The sequence below is a fragment of the Aestuariivirga litoralis genome (assembly GCF_015714715.1).
GTDB classification, from domain to species: Bacteria; Pseudomonadota; Alphaproteobacteria; order Rhizobiales; family Aestuariivirgaceae; genus Aestuariivirga; species Aestuariivirga litoralis_A.
Genome location: NZ_WAHS01000001.1, coordinates 915,928 through 929,788, shown reverse-complemented (window position 1 = coordinate 929,788; position 13,861 = coordinate 915,928). Strand labels below are relative to the sequence as shown.

At 57.8% G+C, this 13,861-nt stretch carries 15 protein-coding genes; 4 read left to right on the top strand and 11 right to left on the bottom strand.

Annotated elements, in window-relative coordinates; genetic code table 11:
• Nucleotides 1-26 precede the first annotated feature (26 nt).
• Entirely contained in the window at nt 27-1,319 is a 1,293-nt protein-coding gene (locus tag F8B91_RS04920; protein WP_196502583.1) for a peptidoglycan DD-metalloendopeptidase family protein, read from the top strand.
• A gap of 123 nt (nt 1,320-1,442) precedes the next feature.
• Here the strand turns inward: F8B91_RS04920 and lexA are convergent, their stop codons facing one another.
• The 8 genes from lexA to F8B91_RS04880 form a co-directional block, all read right to left on the bottom strand.
• Nucleotides 1,443-2,147: a transcriptional repressor LexA gene (gene lexA / locus F8B91_RS04915; protein ID WP_196502582.1), complete on the bottom strand. Its 705-nt coding sequence runs from the start codon at nt 2,145-2,147 to the stop codon at nt 1,443-1,445.
• 72 nt (nt 2,148-2,219) lie between these two features.
• Nucleotides 2,220-3,428, bottom strand: coding sequence for a molybdopterin molybdotransferase MoeA (locus F8B91_RS04910; RefSeq protein ID WP_210324326.1), 1,209 nt, complete (start codon nt 3,426-3,428; stop codon nt 2,220-2,222).
• Nucleotides 3,428-3,898 carry a cyclic pyranopterin monophosphate synthase MoaC gene (gene moaC, locus F8B91_RS04905; RefSeq protein ID WP_196502580.1) on the bottom strand — a complete coding sequence of 157 codons (471 nt, stop codon included), beginning with the start codon at nt 3,896-3,898 and terminating at the stop codon, nt 3,428-3,430. The genes F8B91_RS04910 and moaC overlap by 1 nt, the downstream gene beginning before the upstream one ends.
• Complete coding sequence (gene trpC, locus F8B91_RS04900) at nt 3,895-4,686, bottom strand: indole-3-glycerol phosphate synthase TrpC (protein ID WP_196502579.1); 792 nt, start codon at nt 4,684-4,686, stop codon at nt 3,895-3,897. The genes moaC and trpC overlap by 4 nt, the downstream gene beginning before the upstream one ends.
• On the bottom strand, nt 4,686-5,699 hold the full coding sequence (gene trpD / locus F8B91_RS04895; RefSeq protein ID WP_196502578.1) for an anthranilate phosphoribosyltransferase: 1,014 nt from the start codon (nt 5,697-5,699) through the stop codon (nt 4,686-4,688). The genes trpC and trpD overlap by 1 nt, the downstream gene beginning before the upstream one ends.
• A complete protein-coding gene (locus tag F8B91_RS04890; RefSeq protein ID WP_196502577.1) occupies nt 5,692-6,276 on the bottom strand; it encodes an anthranilate synthase component II in 585 nt (194 codons plus the stop codon). Before F8B91_RS04890 ends, trpD begins: the two co-directional genes overlap by 8 nt.
• A complete protein-coding gene (trpE, locus tag F8B91_RS04885) occupies nt 6,276-7,793 on the bottom strand; it encodes an anthranilate synthase component I (RefSeq protein ID WP_196502576.1) in 1,518 nt (505 codons plus the stop codon). The genes F8B91_RS04890 and trpE overlap by 1 nt, the downstream gene beginning before the upstream one ends.
• 5 nt (nt 7,794-7,798) lie before the next feature.
• A complete protein-coding gene (locus tag F8B91_RS04880) occupies nt 7,799-9,727 on the bottom strand; it encodes a peptidylprolyl isomerase (RefSeq protein WP_196502575.1) in 1,929 nt (642 codons plus the stop codon).
• 138 nt (nt 9,728-9,865) lie between these two features.
• On the opposite strand from F8B91_RS04880, the gene tpiA reads away from it, so the two are divergent.
• Nucleotides 9,866-10,618 carry a triose-phosphate isomerase gene (gene tpiA / locus F8B91_RS04875; RefSeq protein WP_196502574.1) on the top strand — a complete coding sequence of 251 codons (753 nt, stop codon included), beginning with the start codon at nt 9,866-9,868 and terminating at the stop codon, nt 10,616-10,618.
• Nucleotide 10,619: 1 nt separating this feature from the next.
• Here tpiA and pip read toward each other — a convergent pair whose 3' ends face one another.
• The 3 genes from pip to gcvA are packed head-to-tail and all read right to left on the bottom strand — an operon-like array spanning nt 10,620 to nt 12,928.
• Nucleotides 10,620-11,579 carry a prolyl aminopeptidase gene (gene pip / locus F8B91_RS04870; protein WP_196502573.1) on the bottom strand — a complete coding sequence of 320 codons (960 nt, stop codon included), beginning with the start codon at nt 11,577-11,579 and terminating at the stop codon, nt 10,620-10,622.
• Nucleotides 11,579-11,959, bottom strand: coding sequence for a YkgJ family cysteine cluster protein (locus tag F8B91_RS04865; RefSeq protein WP_196502572.1), 381 nt, complete (start codon nt 11,957-11,959; stop codon nt 11,579-11,581). Before F8B91_RS04865 ends, pip begins: the two co-directional genes overlap by 1 nt.
• A 42-nt stretch (nt 11,960-12,001) precedes the next feature.
• Nucleotides 12,002-12,928: a transcriptional regulator GcvA gene (gene gcvA / locus F8B91_RS04860; RefSeq protein WP_196502571.1), complete on the bottom strand. Its 927-nt coding sequence runs from the start codon at nt 12,926-12,928 to the stop codon at nt 12,002-12,004.
• A 111-nt stretch (nt 12,929-13,039) separates the two neighbouring features.
• Between gcvA and F8B91_RS04855 the strand changes: the two genes are divergently transcribed.
• Nucleotides 13,040-13,186, top strand: coding sequence for a hypothetical protein (locus F8B91_RS04855; RefSeq protein ID WP_196502570.1), 147 nt, complete (start codon nt 13,040-13,042; stop codon nt 13,184-13,186).
• Between the two features lie 181 nt (nt 13,187-13,367).
• Nucleotides 13,368-13,847: a single-stranded DNA-binding protein gene (ssb, locus tag F8B91_RS04850; protein ID WP_196502569.1), complete on the top strand. Its 480-nt coding sequence runs from the start codon at nt 13,368-13,370 to the stop codon at nt 13,845-13,847.
• The last annotated feature ends 14 nt before the right edge of the window (nt 13,848-13,861 follow it).

The window sequence follows — 13,861 nt, the reverse complement described above, 5'->3', positions numbered from 1 at the left end:
AAGTGAGTTGAGTACGGAGTTCGGTTATGGGTAAGTCTGTCTCGTGTTCCTTCGAGGGCGCTGTGCGCTGGCAGCTTCTGTTGGCGAGCGCTGCTGCTGTGCTTTTGGCCGGCTGCTCCGGCTCGGTTGAGCGCTTCTCCGAAAATTACAGCAATCCTTCCGATTCAGATCCCGTTTACACGGCATCAATTCCCAAGCAGAAATTGAAATATACGGCTCCTTCCTACAAGGCGCCGAAATATTCCGAACCGCAAATCAGCGACAACAGCGATGCCATTGTCGAAAGCCCGATTGCTTCCAAGCCAATCGTGAAGGCTCCGGTCTATGATTACACCAAATCATACAGCCAGCAGGCGGCAACAAAACCTGCCTATGAGCAGCCGAAATATTCTTACAATGCGCCCGCAGCGCCTGCCTATCAGAAACCTGCTTACAAGCAGCCGCAGGTCATTGAAGATCAGCAGGCGGCCGCTGACGAGCCGGTGATTGTATCGAAGAAGAAGCCGGTTGTTGCGCCATTCAAGATGGCACCTGCTGATCAGCAGATCGCAAGCGCAAAGCCGAAGGCGCAAGTTATCGCTGATGACGCTGATATTGTGGCACCGTCCAAAACGGGTGCGGGCAAAGCTTACACGATTGCCAAAGGCGACACGCTCTTCTCGCTCGGCCGTAAATACAATATGTCGCCCTTCGCGATTGCCGATGCCAACAAGCTGCCGCATGACAAGCCGCTGGCAGTCGGCCGTCAAATCATAATCCCGACATCAGGCACGGCCACCGCCAAGCTTGATTCCAAAATCAAGCCACTCGCTGGTGATGATGCGACCGGCAAGTCGGATATGGACTCAGACCAGGAGCAAACCGCGCAGGTTCAAGCGCCGGTGCAAAAGGCGGCACCCGTCCAGGACGCAGCACCTGCGGATGGCCAGTTGGCCATGCGTTGGCCGGTGCGCGGCAAGGTGATCTCGCCCTTCGGCCCCAAGCAGAACGGCATGAAGAATGAAGGTATCAACATTTCCGTTCCGGAAGGGACGAACGTTCAGGCCGCCGAAGGCGGCGTCGTGGCCTATGCTGGCAACGAACTCAAGGGTTATGGTAACCTCGTGCTGATCCGCCACTCAGGCGGCTATGTCACGGCCTATGCGCATAACTCGCAGATCATCGTCAAAAAGGGTGAGACCGTGAAGCGCGGCGACATCATCGCCAAGTCTGGTGCCACCGGTGCCGTGCAAAGCCCGCAGCTTCACTTTGAAGTGCGCAAGGGTGCCACAGCGCTGAACCCGACAACATTCCTCAACGCGGCCACCGCGTCGAACTGAGATCGCCGCGCATTCAACAAAAGTTGAAGACTTTTGCGATAAGAATTCGCGCCCTATTTAAAAAGACAGAAGTCCCCTGCAAGGGAGCCCGGGCCCTCAAGCCTGGGCAATCTGTTTTGGGGCTTAGTGATATTTCCGCATGAGGCCCACCAGACGGCCCTGAACCTTCACCTGGTCAGGCCCGAAGATGCGCGTCTCATAGGCAGGATTGGCGGCTTCCAGCGCGATCGAAACGCCCTTGCGGCGCAGGCGCTTCAAGGTGGCTTCCTCATCATCCACCAGGGCTACTACAATGTCTCCGTTGTTGGCCGTGTCGCCCTTGCGGATCACCACCGTGTCGCCGTCGAAAATGCCGGCATCGATCATCGAGTCGCCTTTGACCTCCAGCGCGAAATGCTCGCCACCGCCCAGCATCTCGGGCGGCACCATGATGTTGGAAGAATGATCCTGGATAGCGGCGATGGGCACACCAGCAGCGATACGGCCCATCATCGGAATGGCGGTCGCGCGCGGTGCACCATCATTGGCAGCGGGCAGGGGCTTCACCTTGCCCAGCGAACCTTCAATAACATTGGGCCTGAACGCGCCCTTCTTCGAAAGGCTGGGCGAATGCGAATCCGGCAGCTTGATCACTTCAAGCGCGCGGGCCCGGTTCGGCATGCGCTTCAGAAAGCCACGCTCTTCCAGCGCCACAATCAACCGGTGCACACCTGATTTGGATTGCAGGTCGAGAGCGGCCTTCATCTCCTCAAAAGAGGGCGGAACACCTTCTTCTTTCAGCCTTTCATTGATGAAAAGCAGAAGTTCAAGTTGTTTGCGGGTGAGCATGAAGTGTCTCCGGAATCAGAACAAAAGCAAAACCTGCTTACACGTTCCGGTTAAGTTCCACAAGTGTTTCCGTTATATCCCGGCAGGAAAACGCAGGATTGGCACAAGCGCACCAGCTTCCAACGCCGGCGCGTGTGGCGGGCGCACCACCATGCAATCAGCCTCGCGCATCACGCGCTGCATCGAGGAATCCTGCTTCGTGGCGGGCGTTACCAAAAGCGTTCCGTCATCTGCATTAGATATCCGCGCGCGCATATAATCTTGCCGGTGATCATTGGCGGGCAGGTCAATCGCAAGTCGCGCTGTCCCAAAGCCGGTATCCGGCGGCAATCCATCCATCACATGCAGAAGCGGCTTCAGGAACACCAGGGAGCACATGATGGCGGAAACAGGATTGCCCGGCATGCCCAGCACGCGCAATTTGCCCTTGGTGCCAAACATGAAAGGTTTGCCAGGGCGCAATGCGATCTTCCAGAAATCAATCTTCACGCCGGCGCGCTTCAAGGCCTCCTGCACGAAATCGTGATCCCCCACCGATGCGCCGCCAGTGGTGACCAGGATGTCCGCGTTGAAAGCTTTTTTCACAGCAGCCGTGGTCGCCTTCAGATCATCGCGCACCACGCCAAAGTCGATGGCTTCCGCCCCCATGGCGGTGACCAGCGCGCTGAGCGCCTGATTGTTGGATGAAGTGATCTGGTCCCAGCGTGGCGCCGTCCCTATGGCGGCCAGCTCATCGCCGGTCGTGAGGATGGCCACACGAGGTTTCTTCCGTACACGGATCATCGCCGCGTTGCCGGCAGCGGCCAGGCCAAGATCGCGCGCGGTAAGCTTGGTGCCGGCGGGCACCAGCACTTCGGCCTTTTTAAAATCCAGCCCGCGCACGCGGATGTTGCGGCCGGGCGCTGGGGCATCCAGAACTTCCACGCCACCCTTGACGATGCGCGTCACTTCCTGAATCACGATTGTGTCCGCACCCTTCGGCATGGGCGCGCCGGTCAGAATGCGGACGGCTTGGCCTTGTTTCAGCATGCCGGTAAAACCATGCCCCGCACCCGAAGCACCGATCAGCTTGAGCGTGACAGGAACTTGGTTGAGATCTTCGTGCCGCACGGCATAGCCATCCATGGCCGAGGCATAAAAAGGTGGCTGATCACGGCGCGCTACAATATCAGCCGCCAAAATGCGCCCCAGCCCATCTTGCAACTTGATCGTTTCCGCAGGCAGCGGCTTGGCACCCTTGAGAATGCGTGTCAGCGCTTCTTCGACAGGAACCAGCGCCATCACTTGGCTCTATATGTGCCGGATTTGCCTCCGGTCTTCTCAACCAGCCGCATGTCAGTCACTGTGATGCCGCGGTCCACACCCTTCACCATGTCGTAGAGCGTGAGGCAGGCAATGGCGCAGGCAGTCATCGCCTCCATCTCAACGCCTGTCTTGCCCTCCACTTTCACGGCGGCTTCCACATCAATGTGCTTTTTGGCCAAAGTAAAATCCACCGTCACTTTCGAAATCGCCAGCGGATGACAGAGCGGAATGAGATCAGGTGTTTTCTTCGCAGCCATAATGCCGGCAATGCGTGCAGTAGCCAGCACATCGCCCTTTTTGGCGCTGCCTGCCTTGATCAGCTTGATGGTAGCAGCTTGCATTAGCACGCGTGCACGCACGACAGCAGTGCGGGTGCTGATCTCTTTGGGCGACACATCGACCATGTGTGCTTCGCCCTTGGCATTGATATGCGAAAGCTTGCTCATGCCGCGAGGATCGCGCGCGTGGCCGCGGCCACATCATTCTGCTTCATCAGACTTTCGCCGATGAGAAAAGTGGATGCGCCGACCTTGGCCAAACGCTGAAGATCAGACGGTGTGAACAGGCCGCTCTCCGCCACGATCACCCGGTCCTTGGGGATCAGCGGTGCCAATTCCTCAGTGGTTTCCAGCCGCGTCTCAAATGTATGAAGATTGCGATTGTTGATGCCCACCATCGATGAGCGCAGCTTCAGCGCACGCACCAGCTCGGCTTCATCATGAACTTCAATCAGCACATCCATGCCAAGCGATTGCGCCGCGTCTTCAAGCTCGGCTGCCAGCGCATCATCAATCATCGCCATGATCAGCAGGATGCAATCCGCACCCCAGGCGCGCGCCTCGTAGACCTGATAGGCATCCAGCATGAAATCCTTGCGCAGTGCGGGCAGGGCGCAAGCATCACGCGCTGCCACCAGAAACTCAGGCGCACCTTGAAAGGAAGGCTTGTCAGTCAAAACCGAAAGGCAAGCCGCTCCACCAACTTCATAGGCCCGCGCCAAAGCTGGTGGGTCGAAATCCTCGCGGATCAAGCCCTTGGACGGACTGGCCTTCTTGATCTCGGCAATCAGCCCGAATTTCCCCGCCGCATGCTTGGCCCGCAACGCCTTGAGAAACCCGCGCGGAGGTTCCTGCGCAGCGATCTGATCCTTCAGTGTACTGACGGATACAGCCTTCTTCGCCGCCGTCACTTCCTCGCGCTTATAGGCGGCGATCTTGTCGAGAATGGTGGCCATCAGCTGTTCGAAACCTCGATCAACCGGCTGAGCGCCTTCTTCGCAGCACCCGACATCACGGCATCGCGCGCCCGCGCCGTAGCCGTTTTGAAATCGCTTTCCTTGCCCGCCACAATCAGCGCTGCCGCCGCCGTCATTACGGCTGCATCAGCAAAGGCCGATTGGTTGCTGTCGAGCACGGCGCGCAGTGCCTCAGCGTTATGGGCAGCATCGCCACCCTTCAAATCTTCAATGCGGCTGCGCCCCAGCCCTGCGGCTTCAGGCGTAATCTCGAACGATCGGATGTTTCCATCCTTCAACTCCGAAATCCAAGTCGTGCCCGACGGCACGATCTCGTCCATCCCGCCTTCGCCAAAGCAGATCCAGGCGGACTCGGTGCCTAAATTCTTAAGAACCTGGGCAAGAGGTTCAACCCAAGTCTTTGAAAAAACGCCAGTAACCTGGCGTTTAGCTCCAGCCGGATTGGACAAAGGTCCAAGCAGGTTGAAAATCGTCCGCGTGCCCAGCTCGACGCGCGTCGGACCCACATGCTTCATCGAGGAATGATGCGCAGGCGCGAACATGAAGCCCAAACCCGCTTCATTGATGCTCTCCGAAATCTTGGCGGGCGGCACATCGATCTTGATGCCTAGCGCCATCAGCACATCAGCCGCGCCAGATTTGGACGACAGCGCGCGGTTGCCATGCTTGGCCACTTTGAGGCCCGCACCCGCCGCCACAAAGGCAGCGCAGCTGGAAATGTTGTAGGAGCCTGATGCATCGCCGCCCGTGCCGACAATGTCGATTGCATCGGCAGGGGCGTCCACACGCAGCATCTTCTCGCGCATGATCTCGACGGCACCGGTAATCTCGTCCACTGTTTCGCCACGCACACGAAGGGCCATCAGCAAGCCGGCAATCTGCGAAGGTGTCGCCTCACCAGACATCATCACATTGAACGCCTCACGCGCTTCCGCGCGGGTGAGGGCTTGCCCGGAAGCGGCCTTGCCGATGAGTGGTTTCAAATCAGCCACGGCTTTTCTCCGCTTTCGCTTTATCGAGGAAATTCTTGAGGATCAGATGGCCATGTTCCGAAGCAATGCTTTCGGGGTGGAATTGCACGCCATGCACATTCAGCGTTCTGTGCTGCAGGCCCATGATGATGCCGTCCGTCTCCGCTGTCACTTCCAGTTCCGAAGGCAAACTCTCGCGGTCGACCACCAGCGAATGATAGCGCGTGGCAGCGAAATCCTGGGGCAGGGCGGCAAACACGCCTTTGCTGTCGTGGCGCACTTGGGAAACCTTGCCATGCATCTGCGATGGTGCACGTACCACTTTGCCGCCAAAGGCTTCGCCAATGGCCTGCAGTCCGAGGCAAACACCAAAGACCGGAATTTTGCCGGAGGCTTCCTTCACCAGATCAATAATGATGCCAGCTTTGTCTGGCGTGCCGGGGCCGGGCGAAATCACGATGGCCTCCGGCTCGGCCGAGATGACCTGGCCTACCGAAATCTTGTCGTTGCGGTGAACCACGGTCTCGGCACCCAGATCACCCAGATAGTGATAAAGGTTCCAGGTGAAGCTGTCGTAATTGTCGATGAGGATGATCATTATTGTCCCCTCCCGGCGCGGCCCGCGAAACGCACGGCTTCTTCCGCCGCGCGGAACAGGGCCTTGGCCTTGTTCACGCATTCTTGCAGCTCGCTCTCAGGCACGCTGTCAGCCACGATGCCAGCACCCGCCTGCACGAACATCTTGCCGTCTTTCACGATGGCGGTGCGCAGGACGATGCAGGTGTCCATCTCGCCATTGGCACCGAAATAACCCACGCAGCCGCCATAGATGCCGCGCTTGTTAACTTCCATCTCGTCGATGATTTCCATCGCGCGCACTTTGGGGGCACCAGACACTGTGCCCGCTGGGAAGCCTGCAACCAGTGCGTCAATCAGGTCATGCTTCTTGTCGAGCTTGCCTTCGACATTGGACACGATGTGCATCACCTGGCTATAGAATTCGAGAATGAATTTATCGGTCACCTTAACTGAGCCTATCTCGGCCACACGGCCCACATCATTGCGGCCCAGATCGAGCAGCATCAGATGTTCGGCACGTTCCTTCGGGTCAGCCAAAAGCTCTTCCGCCAGCGCCTGATCCTCGGTGGGTGTTGCCCCACGGCGGCGCGTGCCGGCAATCGGACGGATCGACACCTTGCCATCGCGCACGCGCACCAGAATTTCCGGACTGGAGCCGACAACAGCGAAGGAATCGAAATCGAGGTAATAGAGGAACGGCGAGGGGTTCACCCGGCGCAGTGCACGATACAGCGAAAATGGCGGCAGCGAAAAATCACTTTCGAACCGCTGCGACAGCACCACCTGGAAAATGTCACCAGCGGCGATATACTCTTTCGCAGCCAGCACCATTTCACGGTAGCGCTCCGGCGGGGTGTTGGAGGCCGAAGGCGCAATCGGCAGCGTGTCGGCCTCGCGCAGCGCCATGTCCAGCGGCCGGTCCAACGCATCCACTACTTCCTGAATGCGCTCAGAGGCGCGGGCATAGGCGGCACGCGCTGAAACGGCAGGGTCCAAATAAACCGGTGCCGTCACCGTCACTTCATCTTTCACGCTGTCGAAAATCGCCATCACTGTCGGGCGGATCATCATGCCATCCGGCACATGCATTGTGTCTGGCTTCGGCGATGGCAGGTCTTCCATCAGCCGCACCATGTCATAGCCCAGATACCCGAACACGCCGGCCGCCATCGGCGGGGCATCATGGCCAAAATCAATCCGGCTTTCCTGCAGCAAGGCACGCAGCGAAAGCAGGGGGTGCTGGTCCAGCGGGGTGAAACCTTGCTTGTCGTCGGCCAGCGCCTTGCGGTTGATCGCAGCCTTGCCGCCTTCCACTTTCCAGATCAGATCAGGGTTCATCCCGATGATCGAATAGCGCCCGCGCACGGCACCGCCTTCCACCGATTCCAGCAGGAAGGAATAACGCGCATTGCGCGCCAGCTTCAGCATGGCCGAAACCGGGGTCTCCAGATCCGCCACCAGACGGGTGCTCAGAATCTGCGGCTGCCCCGCATCATAGGCAGTGGCAAAACTTTCATAGTCCGGGCTGAAAGCCATGCTGATTACTCGACCAGCACCGGCGGCTCACCACCCGTATTCTGCTTCCACAAAGCCTCGTTGATCTTCACACCAACATCCTTCTTGAGCGCGCCGACCAGACCCAGCTGCAGGTCATTGGCGAAGCTTGAGGAAAGCTGTTTCTTCATCTGGTCCAGCTCTGGCGAGGAAGCCATGACTGCCGGCATGCCGGTCTTGACCACCTGCATCACGCGAGCCGACTTGCCGTCACCACCGGGCGAGAAGGCAAAGGCTTGATCGGGGACCGAGAAGGCAGCCGAGAGAGCAGGGCCGTCAAAATCCGGCGTCTGCTGGTCGCGCTTCAGGGCAGTCACGGTCTTGACCGGCCCGCCCGCTTCCGTAGCCGCAGCGTCGATCACTTTGCCGCCCTTCAGGGCTTCGATGATCTTCTTGGCCTTGTCGAGAGCCGCAACGCTAATGCGTTCATTCACGATATCCTTCGTCACTTGCGCCTTGACCTGATCCAGTGGCTTCAAAGCGGATGGAATGACCGACCGCACTTCATACCACACATAGCCATCACCCTCATTCAGGGCATCATTCTCCACGCCCACATCACTGGTGAACAATGCTTTCAGCAGGTCACCTTGGGCCTGGGCGGAAAGGTCCTTGTCATCCTGGCCTTTGCCAGTGGCTGAAATCGGGCCGAGCGAGGTGAACTTCAAATTGAATTTCTGCGCAATGTCTTCGAACTTCAGGCTTTGCGCGCGGGCGTCTTCCACGTTGTTGTAGAGGTCCTGGATTTGCGCCTTGGCCTTTTCCAGCGCCAGCGTCTTGGTGAGTGGGTCCTTCACTTCATCCAGTGTGCCCTGATGCGCCGGCGTCACCTTGGCCGCCTTGAGAACGGCAGTCGCCAAGCCGCCCTGCACAGGCTCGCTGACTTCACCTTCCTTCAATGCAAAGGCCGCTTCGCCGATCTTCGGATCAAGGAAGTTTTCCTTCACCCGGTCAGTCAACGTCACGTCTGTGTCCTTGAGTTTCAACTCGCCAGCGATCTTCATGATGTCTTCGCCGGCAGCAATCCGGTCCTTGGCTTTCTTGGCGTCATCGAGCGTGGGGAAAGTGAGCTGGATGATGGTGCGCTTTTCCGGCGTGTAGAAATCCTTCTTGTGGTTTTCATAACCCGCCGCCAGTTCCTCCGGGCTCACTGTCTGGCTGGCCGAGAGGGCAGCGGCATCAATGCTCATCACGCCTGCCGTACGGTACTCCGGTGCGGTATAGGAGGCAGGATGGTCCTTGTACTGCTTGTCGAGATCAGCATCATTCGGCTGGGTCACATCAGCTTCAGTCGCGGTCACGTCGAAATATTTGAGGTCGCGGGTCTCGCCGGTGAATTGCGTCAGAGCGGCACTCAGCACCTTCGGCAGCGTGACTTCGCCGGAGGCCACATTGAGAATGGCATTCTCATTATGCATGCGCACTTGCGTGGCAAAATACTGCGCTTCCGAAAGCCCGTTATTTTCCAAAACGCGGCGGAAGGCGGTGGCGTCAAATTGCCCGCTGGTATTCTGGAAATTCCGGTCACGGGCCACTTCAGCGAGAAGCACATTCATGCCCACTGCCAGGTCAAGCTTCTTGGCCGTGGTGGCCACGGCGGCCTGCGACACCATGCTGTCCAGAACCTGAACATCAAGGCCGCTGCGATGCGCATCATCCATGGTCAAGGGCTGGCCCGTTTGCTGGGCGGCATTCTTGATCGAGCGCTGCAGGCTGCGGGTATATTCATCACCATTGATGGTGATCTGGCCCACTTGCGCCAGATCCTTCGGGCCCCAACCCCAGAACGACAAAGCGGACTCAAAGGCCGAGCCGGCAATGCCGCTCACACCCCAAACGCCGAAGGCCACCACAAGGAGGCCGAGGAGGATCTTCGCCACAATGGTCTTGGCAAGATTGCGCATGGATTCGAGCATGGATATTCCTTTGGTGGTTAAGGCGGATTCAGGTCTAGCGCTTATAGGGATGCATGTTTTCTCTCGCAAGGGCGGGATGGCTTTGGTAAGAGCCGCCCAAAGCCTGCCACAAAGATAAGATCGCAAGGAAAAACAGCAATGACCACCATCCGCCCCCTGGTTGCCGGCAACTGGAAAATGAACGGCACCACGGCTAATCTGAAGGAAGCCCGCCTGCTGGCCGCGATGCTGCGTGACGTGAAGCTGAAATGCGATGTTACCATCTGCCCGCCTGCCACGCTGATCCGCCGCGCCAAGGGCGTGATGAAAGGCTCCAAGATCAAGCTGGGCGGCCAGGATTGCCACGCCGCCGTTTCAGGGGCGCACACGGGTGATATTTCGGCCGATATGCTGAAGGATGCTGGGGCAACATCCGTGATCGTGGGCCATTCCGAGCGCCGCACCAATCACAAGGAAACGGACGCCATGGTTTCCGCCAAGGCTCAGGCCGCTCACAAGGCCGGCCTCAGGGCTATTATCTGCGTTGGTGAAACGCTGGATGAGCGCAAAGGCAACAAGGCGCTCGAAGTGCTGACCACGCAGCTCAAGGGCTCAGTGCCCGCAGGTTCAACCGCCGCCAATACTGTGATCGCCTATGAACCCGTCTGGGCCATCGGCACCGGCCTCACCGCCACAGCCAAGGAAGTCGAAGAAGCCCATGCCCATATCCGCGCCGAGCTGAGCAAGGTCATGGGCGAGGAAGGTGCTGGCGCACGCATTTTGTATGGCGGTTCAGTGAAGGGTTCCAACGCTGCCGAACTGATGGGCGTGCCCAACGTGAACGGCGCACTGGTCGGCGGCGCCAGCCTGAAAGCCGTAGACTTTATAGGAATTTTGAAGGCCTATCTCTAAACTAGGCCAGCTCTTTCGCAAACCGGTCCGCGGCTAACACCAACTGGTCGCGGATTCCCGGCTCACCTGCCGTGTGGCCAGCGCCTTCCACTACATGCAGTGACGCGGCAGGCCACGCCTTATGCAGCAGGAACGCATTGCGCAGCGGGCAGGGCATATCATAACGGCCATGGATGATGGCACCGGGAATGCCCTTTAATTTATGAGCATCACGCAGCAATTGGCCTTCTTCGAGCCAGCAATTGTGGGTGAAGTAATGGTTCTCCAAACGCGCAAAAGCCAGTGCGAAATGGCCATTGCTGAAACCGGCCGTCATCGCGGCATTGGGCAGAAGTGTAATCGTTTCACCTTCCCAGATGGTCCAGGCCTTGGCGGCCTCCAGTTTCACCGCCTCATCATCTGAAGTCAGCCGCTTGTAATACGCGGCCACCATATTGCCGCGCTCGGATTCAGGAATGGGGGCCTGGAATTTCTGCCACTTGTCAGGAAACATTTCGGAGACGCCGAATTGATAGAACCAGTCGAGCTCGGCTTTGCGCACGGTATAAATGCCGCGCAGGATCATCGCACTCACGCGCGTCGGATGCGTCTCGGCATAGGCCAGAGCAAGTGTTGATCCCCACGAACCGCCAAATACCAGCCAGCGCTCCGCCCCCATGATTTCGCGCAGGCGTTCAATGTCAGCTACCAAATGCCATGTCGTATTGTTCTCGATTGATGCATGCGGCGTGGAACGCCCGCAGCCGCGTTGGTCAAACAACAGCACGTCATATTTCGAAGGATCAAAGTAACGACGCGAATCCGGATTGCATCCCGCACCCGGTCCGCCATGCAGGAACACAGCAGGAATGCCGCCCTTCTTGCCAGAGCGCTCGTAATAGACCTGATGCCCATCACCCACATCAAGCATGCCGGTTTCATACGGGCTGATCGGCGGATAAAGCTCCCGCAGTTCAGGCATCAGTCTTCTTTATGGTCGGTGGTGGAAATGAAATTCTTGTCGACCTGCGCCAGGCGCTCGAAGGACAGGAAATCATAGTAGCCGCAATTGTCCTCGCCCGGATAATCCTTGCAGGGGAACGGCCGCGCCAGATAGATCGTGCAGCGGCGTGCTGTCGTATCAAAGAACTGGCAGATCTTGCCGAAATGCGGGTCCTTCTTGCGTTTCATCACCCGCTTGTAGCCATGGGCCGATTTGAAATACTTCTTCTCGGCCACTTCCATGGTCAGGCCGAAATGCTTGGCAATGCGCTTGGCATCCCGGTCCTTCACTTCGATCACTGGGTACGAACAGCAGTAACCGGGGCATTTCAGGCAGTCATATTTCAGTTTTTTCGGCATTCTCGAATCTCACAACGCGTTGAAACGACTCGTGGCGCGTTTTCAACTCTGCTTCAAGGCTTGTTGCCTGTAAGCCTGATATTTCTTGTTGGTATCTGCCATTTCGCTGGCCACCCACTCACGAAACGCCCGCATCGGCCCGGTTTCGCGGATGCCTTTCTTGCGCGCCAGGTAATAACCGCCGTGATCCTTCATCTCCTGGGTGAAGGGCTTCACCAGCCAACTCTCCTGAAGTGAACGGGTGAACAGGATCTGATCGACCAGCACAAAGCCTTGGCCGTTTTGCGCAGCCTCAATGGCAAGCTGGCTCTGCAGGATGGGCCCACGCAACGCGTCATGGGTTTCAACCCCCGCAAAGCTGAGCCAATCAACCCACCATTGCTTCTTGTCTTCGTGAATGAGGGGCAGCGATGGCAAGTCCTGCGGTGTCACGCCCTTGTGCTTGGCCAGATAGGAGGGCGCGCAGACCGGGAAGACCACGCATTCGGTCAGCTTCACCACATCCACATCAGTCCAGTTGCCATATCCATAGCGCAGGCCGAGATCGATATCGTCACTATAGAAATCAACAAGGTCATTCGACGAGTCGACCATCAACTCAATGTCGGGATGAAGTTCATTGAACTGGCCCAGACGAGACACCAACCAATGCGAGGCCAGATTGGGCTGCACCGAAACCTTAAGCGAGCGCGCCGTGCCTACTGCCGCTGCCTCGCGCGAGGCATTGGCAATCTGGTCAAACAGCGGCGTCAATGTAGTGCCGAACAACCGGCCCGCATCTGTGAGCTCAACACCACGCCCGGTCCGGTAAAACAGTTCTGTGCCCAAATACTCTTCCAACTCGCGAATATGCCGGCTGATCGCGGCATGGGTAACGGCAAGTTCCATTGCCGCGTCAGAGAAACTCTCGGAGCGGGCAGCGGCTTCAAAGGCCTTGAGGCCATTCAGGGAAGGGAGTCGGCGTGCCATGGATAGGCTCTATACCATGATCATGTGACTTTTTGTTATATGACATGTCACTTTTCCCCGTTTGTCTTTCAGGGCCCCTAAGCGCATATCCATACCTGTAAGGAGAACATCATGAACCGCACACTTTTCAACGTTTATTCAGACGTTTACACCGTAGCCCTGCTGCGCGATATCCGCCAGCCGAGCTTTGTGAACAAGCCTTCCGTGGCCAGCGAATCGCGCTTCGGCAAGCTGGTTAAGTGGATCGCCCGTGGCTAATCCACAGCCTCCGGGGACCGCTCAACGACTGAACGCCCACTAAGCAAGGCCCGATCCAACCGACCGGGCCTTGTTTTTTGACTCAAAAGAGAACATAGCAAGAACTTGTGGATTAGTCAGTAACAGCCCCCACATAACAAATCAAAGCGTGTAACAGCGGCAGTCAAACGGAGTTAGGCCCATGGCAGGATCAGTAAACAAGGTCATTTTGGTAGGTAATTTGGGTGCAGACCCGGTGGTGCGCCATACCCAGGACGGCAAACCCATCGTATCCTTCGGCTTGGCCACTTCGGAAACCTGGCGCGACAAGGGTTCGGGAGAGCGCAAGGAAAAGACCGAATGGCACAACGTCGTCATCTTCAATGACAACCTTGCCAAAGTGGCCGAGCAATATCTGAAAAAGGGCTCTACGGTTTATATTGAAGGTTCCTTGCAGACCCGCAAATACACCAACAAGGACGGCGTGGAAGTACGCACCACTGAAGTAGTGCTGCAGAACTTCCGTGGCGAGCTGACCATGCTGGGCGGCCGCCCCGGTGCCAGTGATGGCGCATCTTCCGGCGGTGATGATTTCGGTGCGTCGAGCCCGATGGAGCGCCCGCGCACGTCTTCGCCCAAGCAGAGCTTCGCCCGCGATCTTGACGACGAAGTTCCGTTCTAGGAAAATCGTTGAAA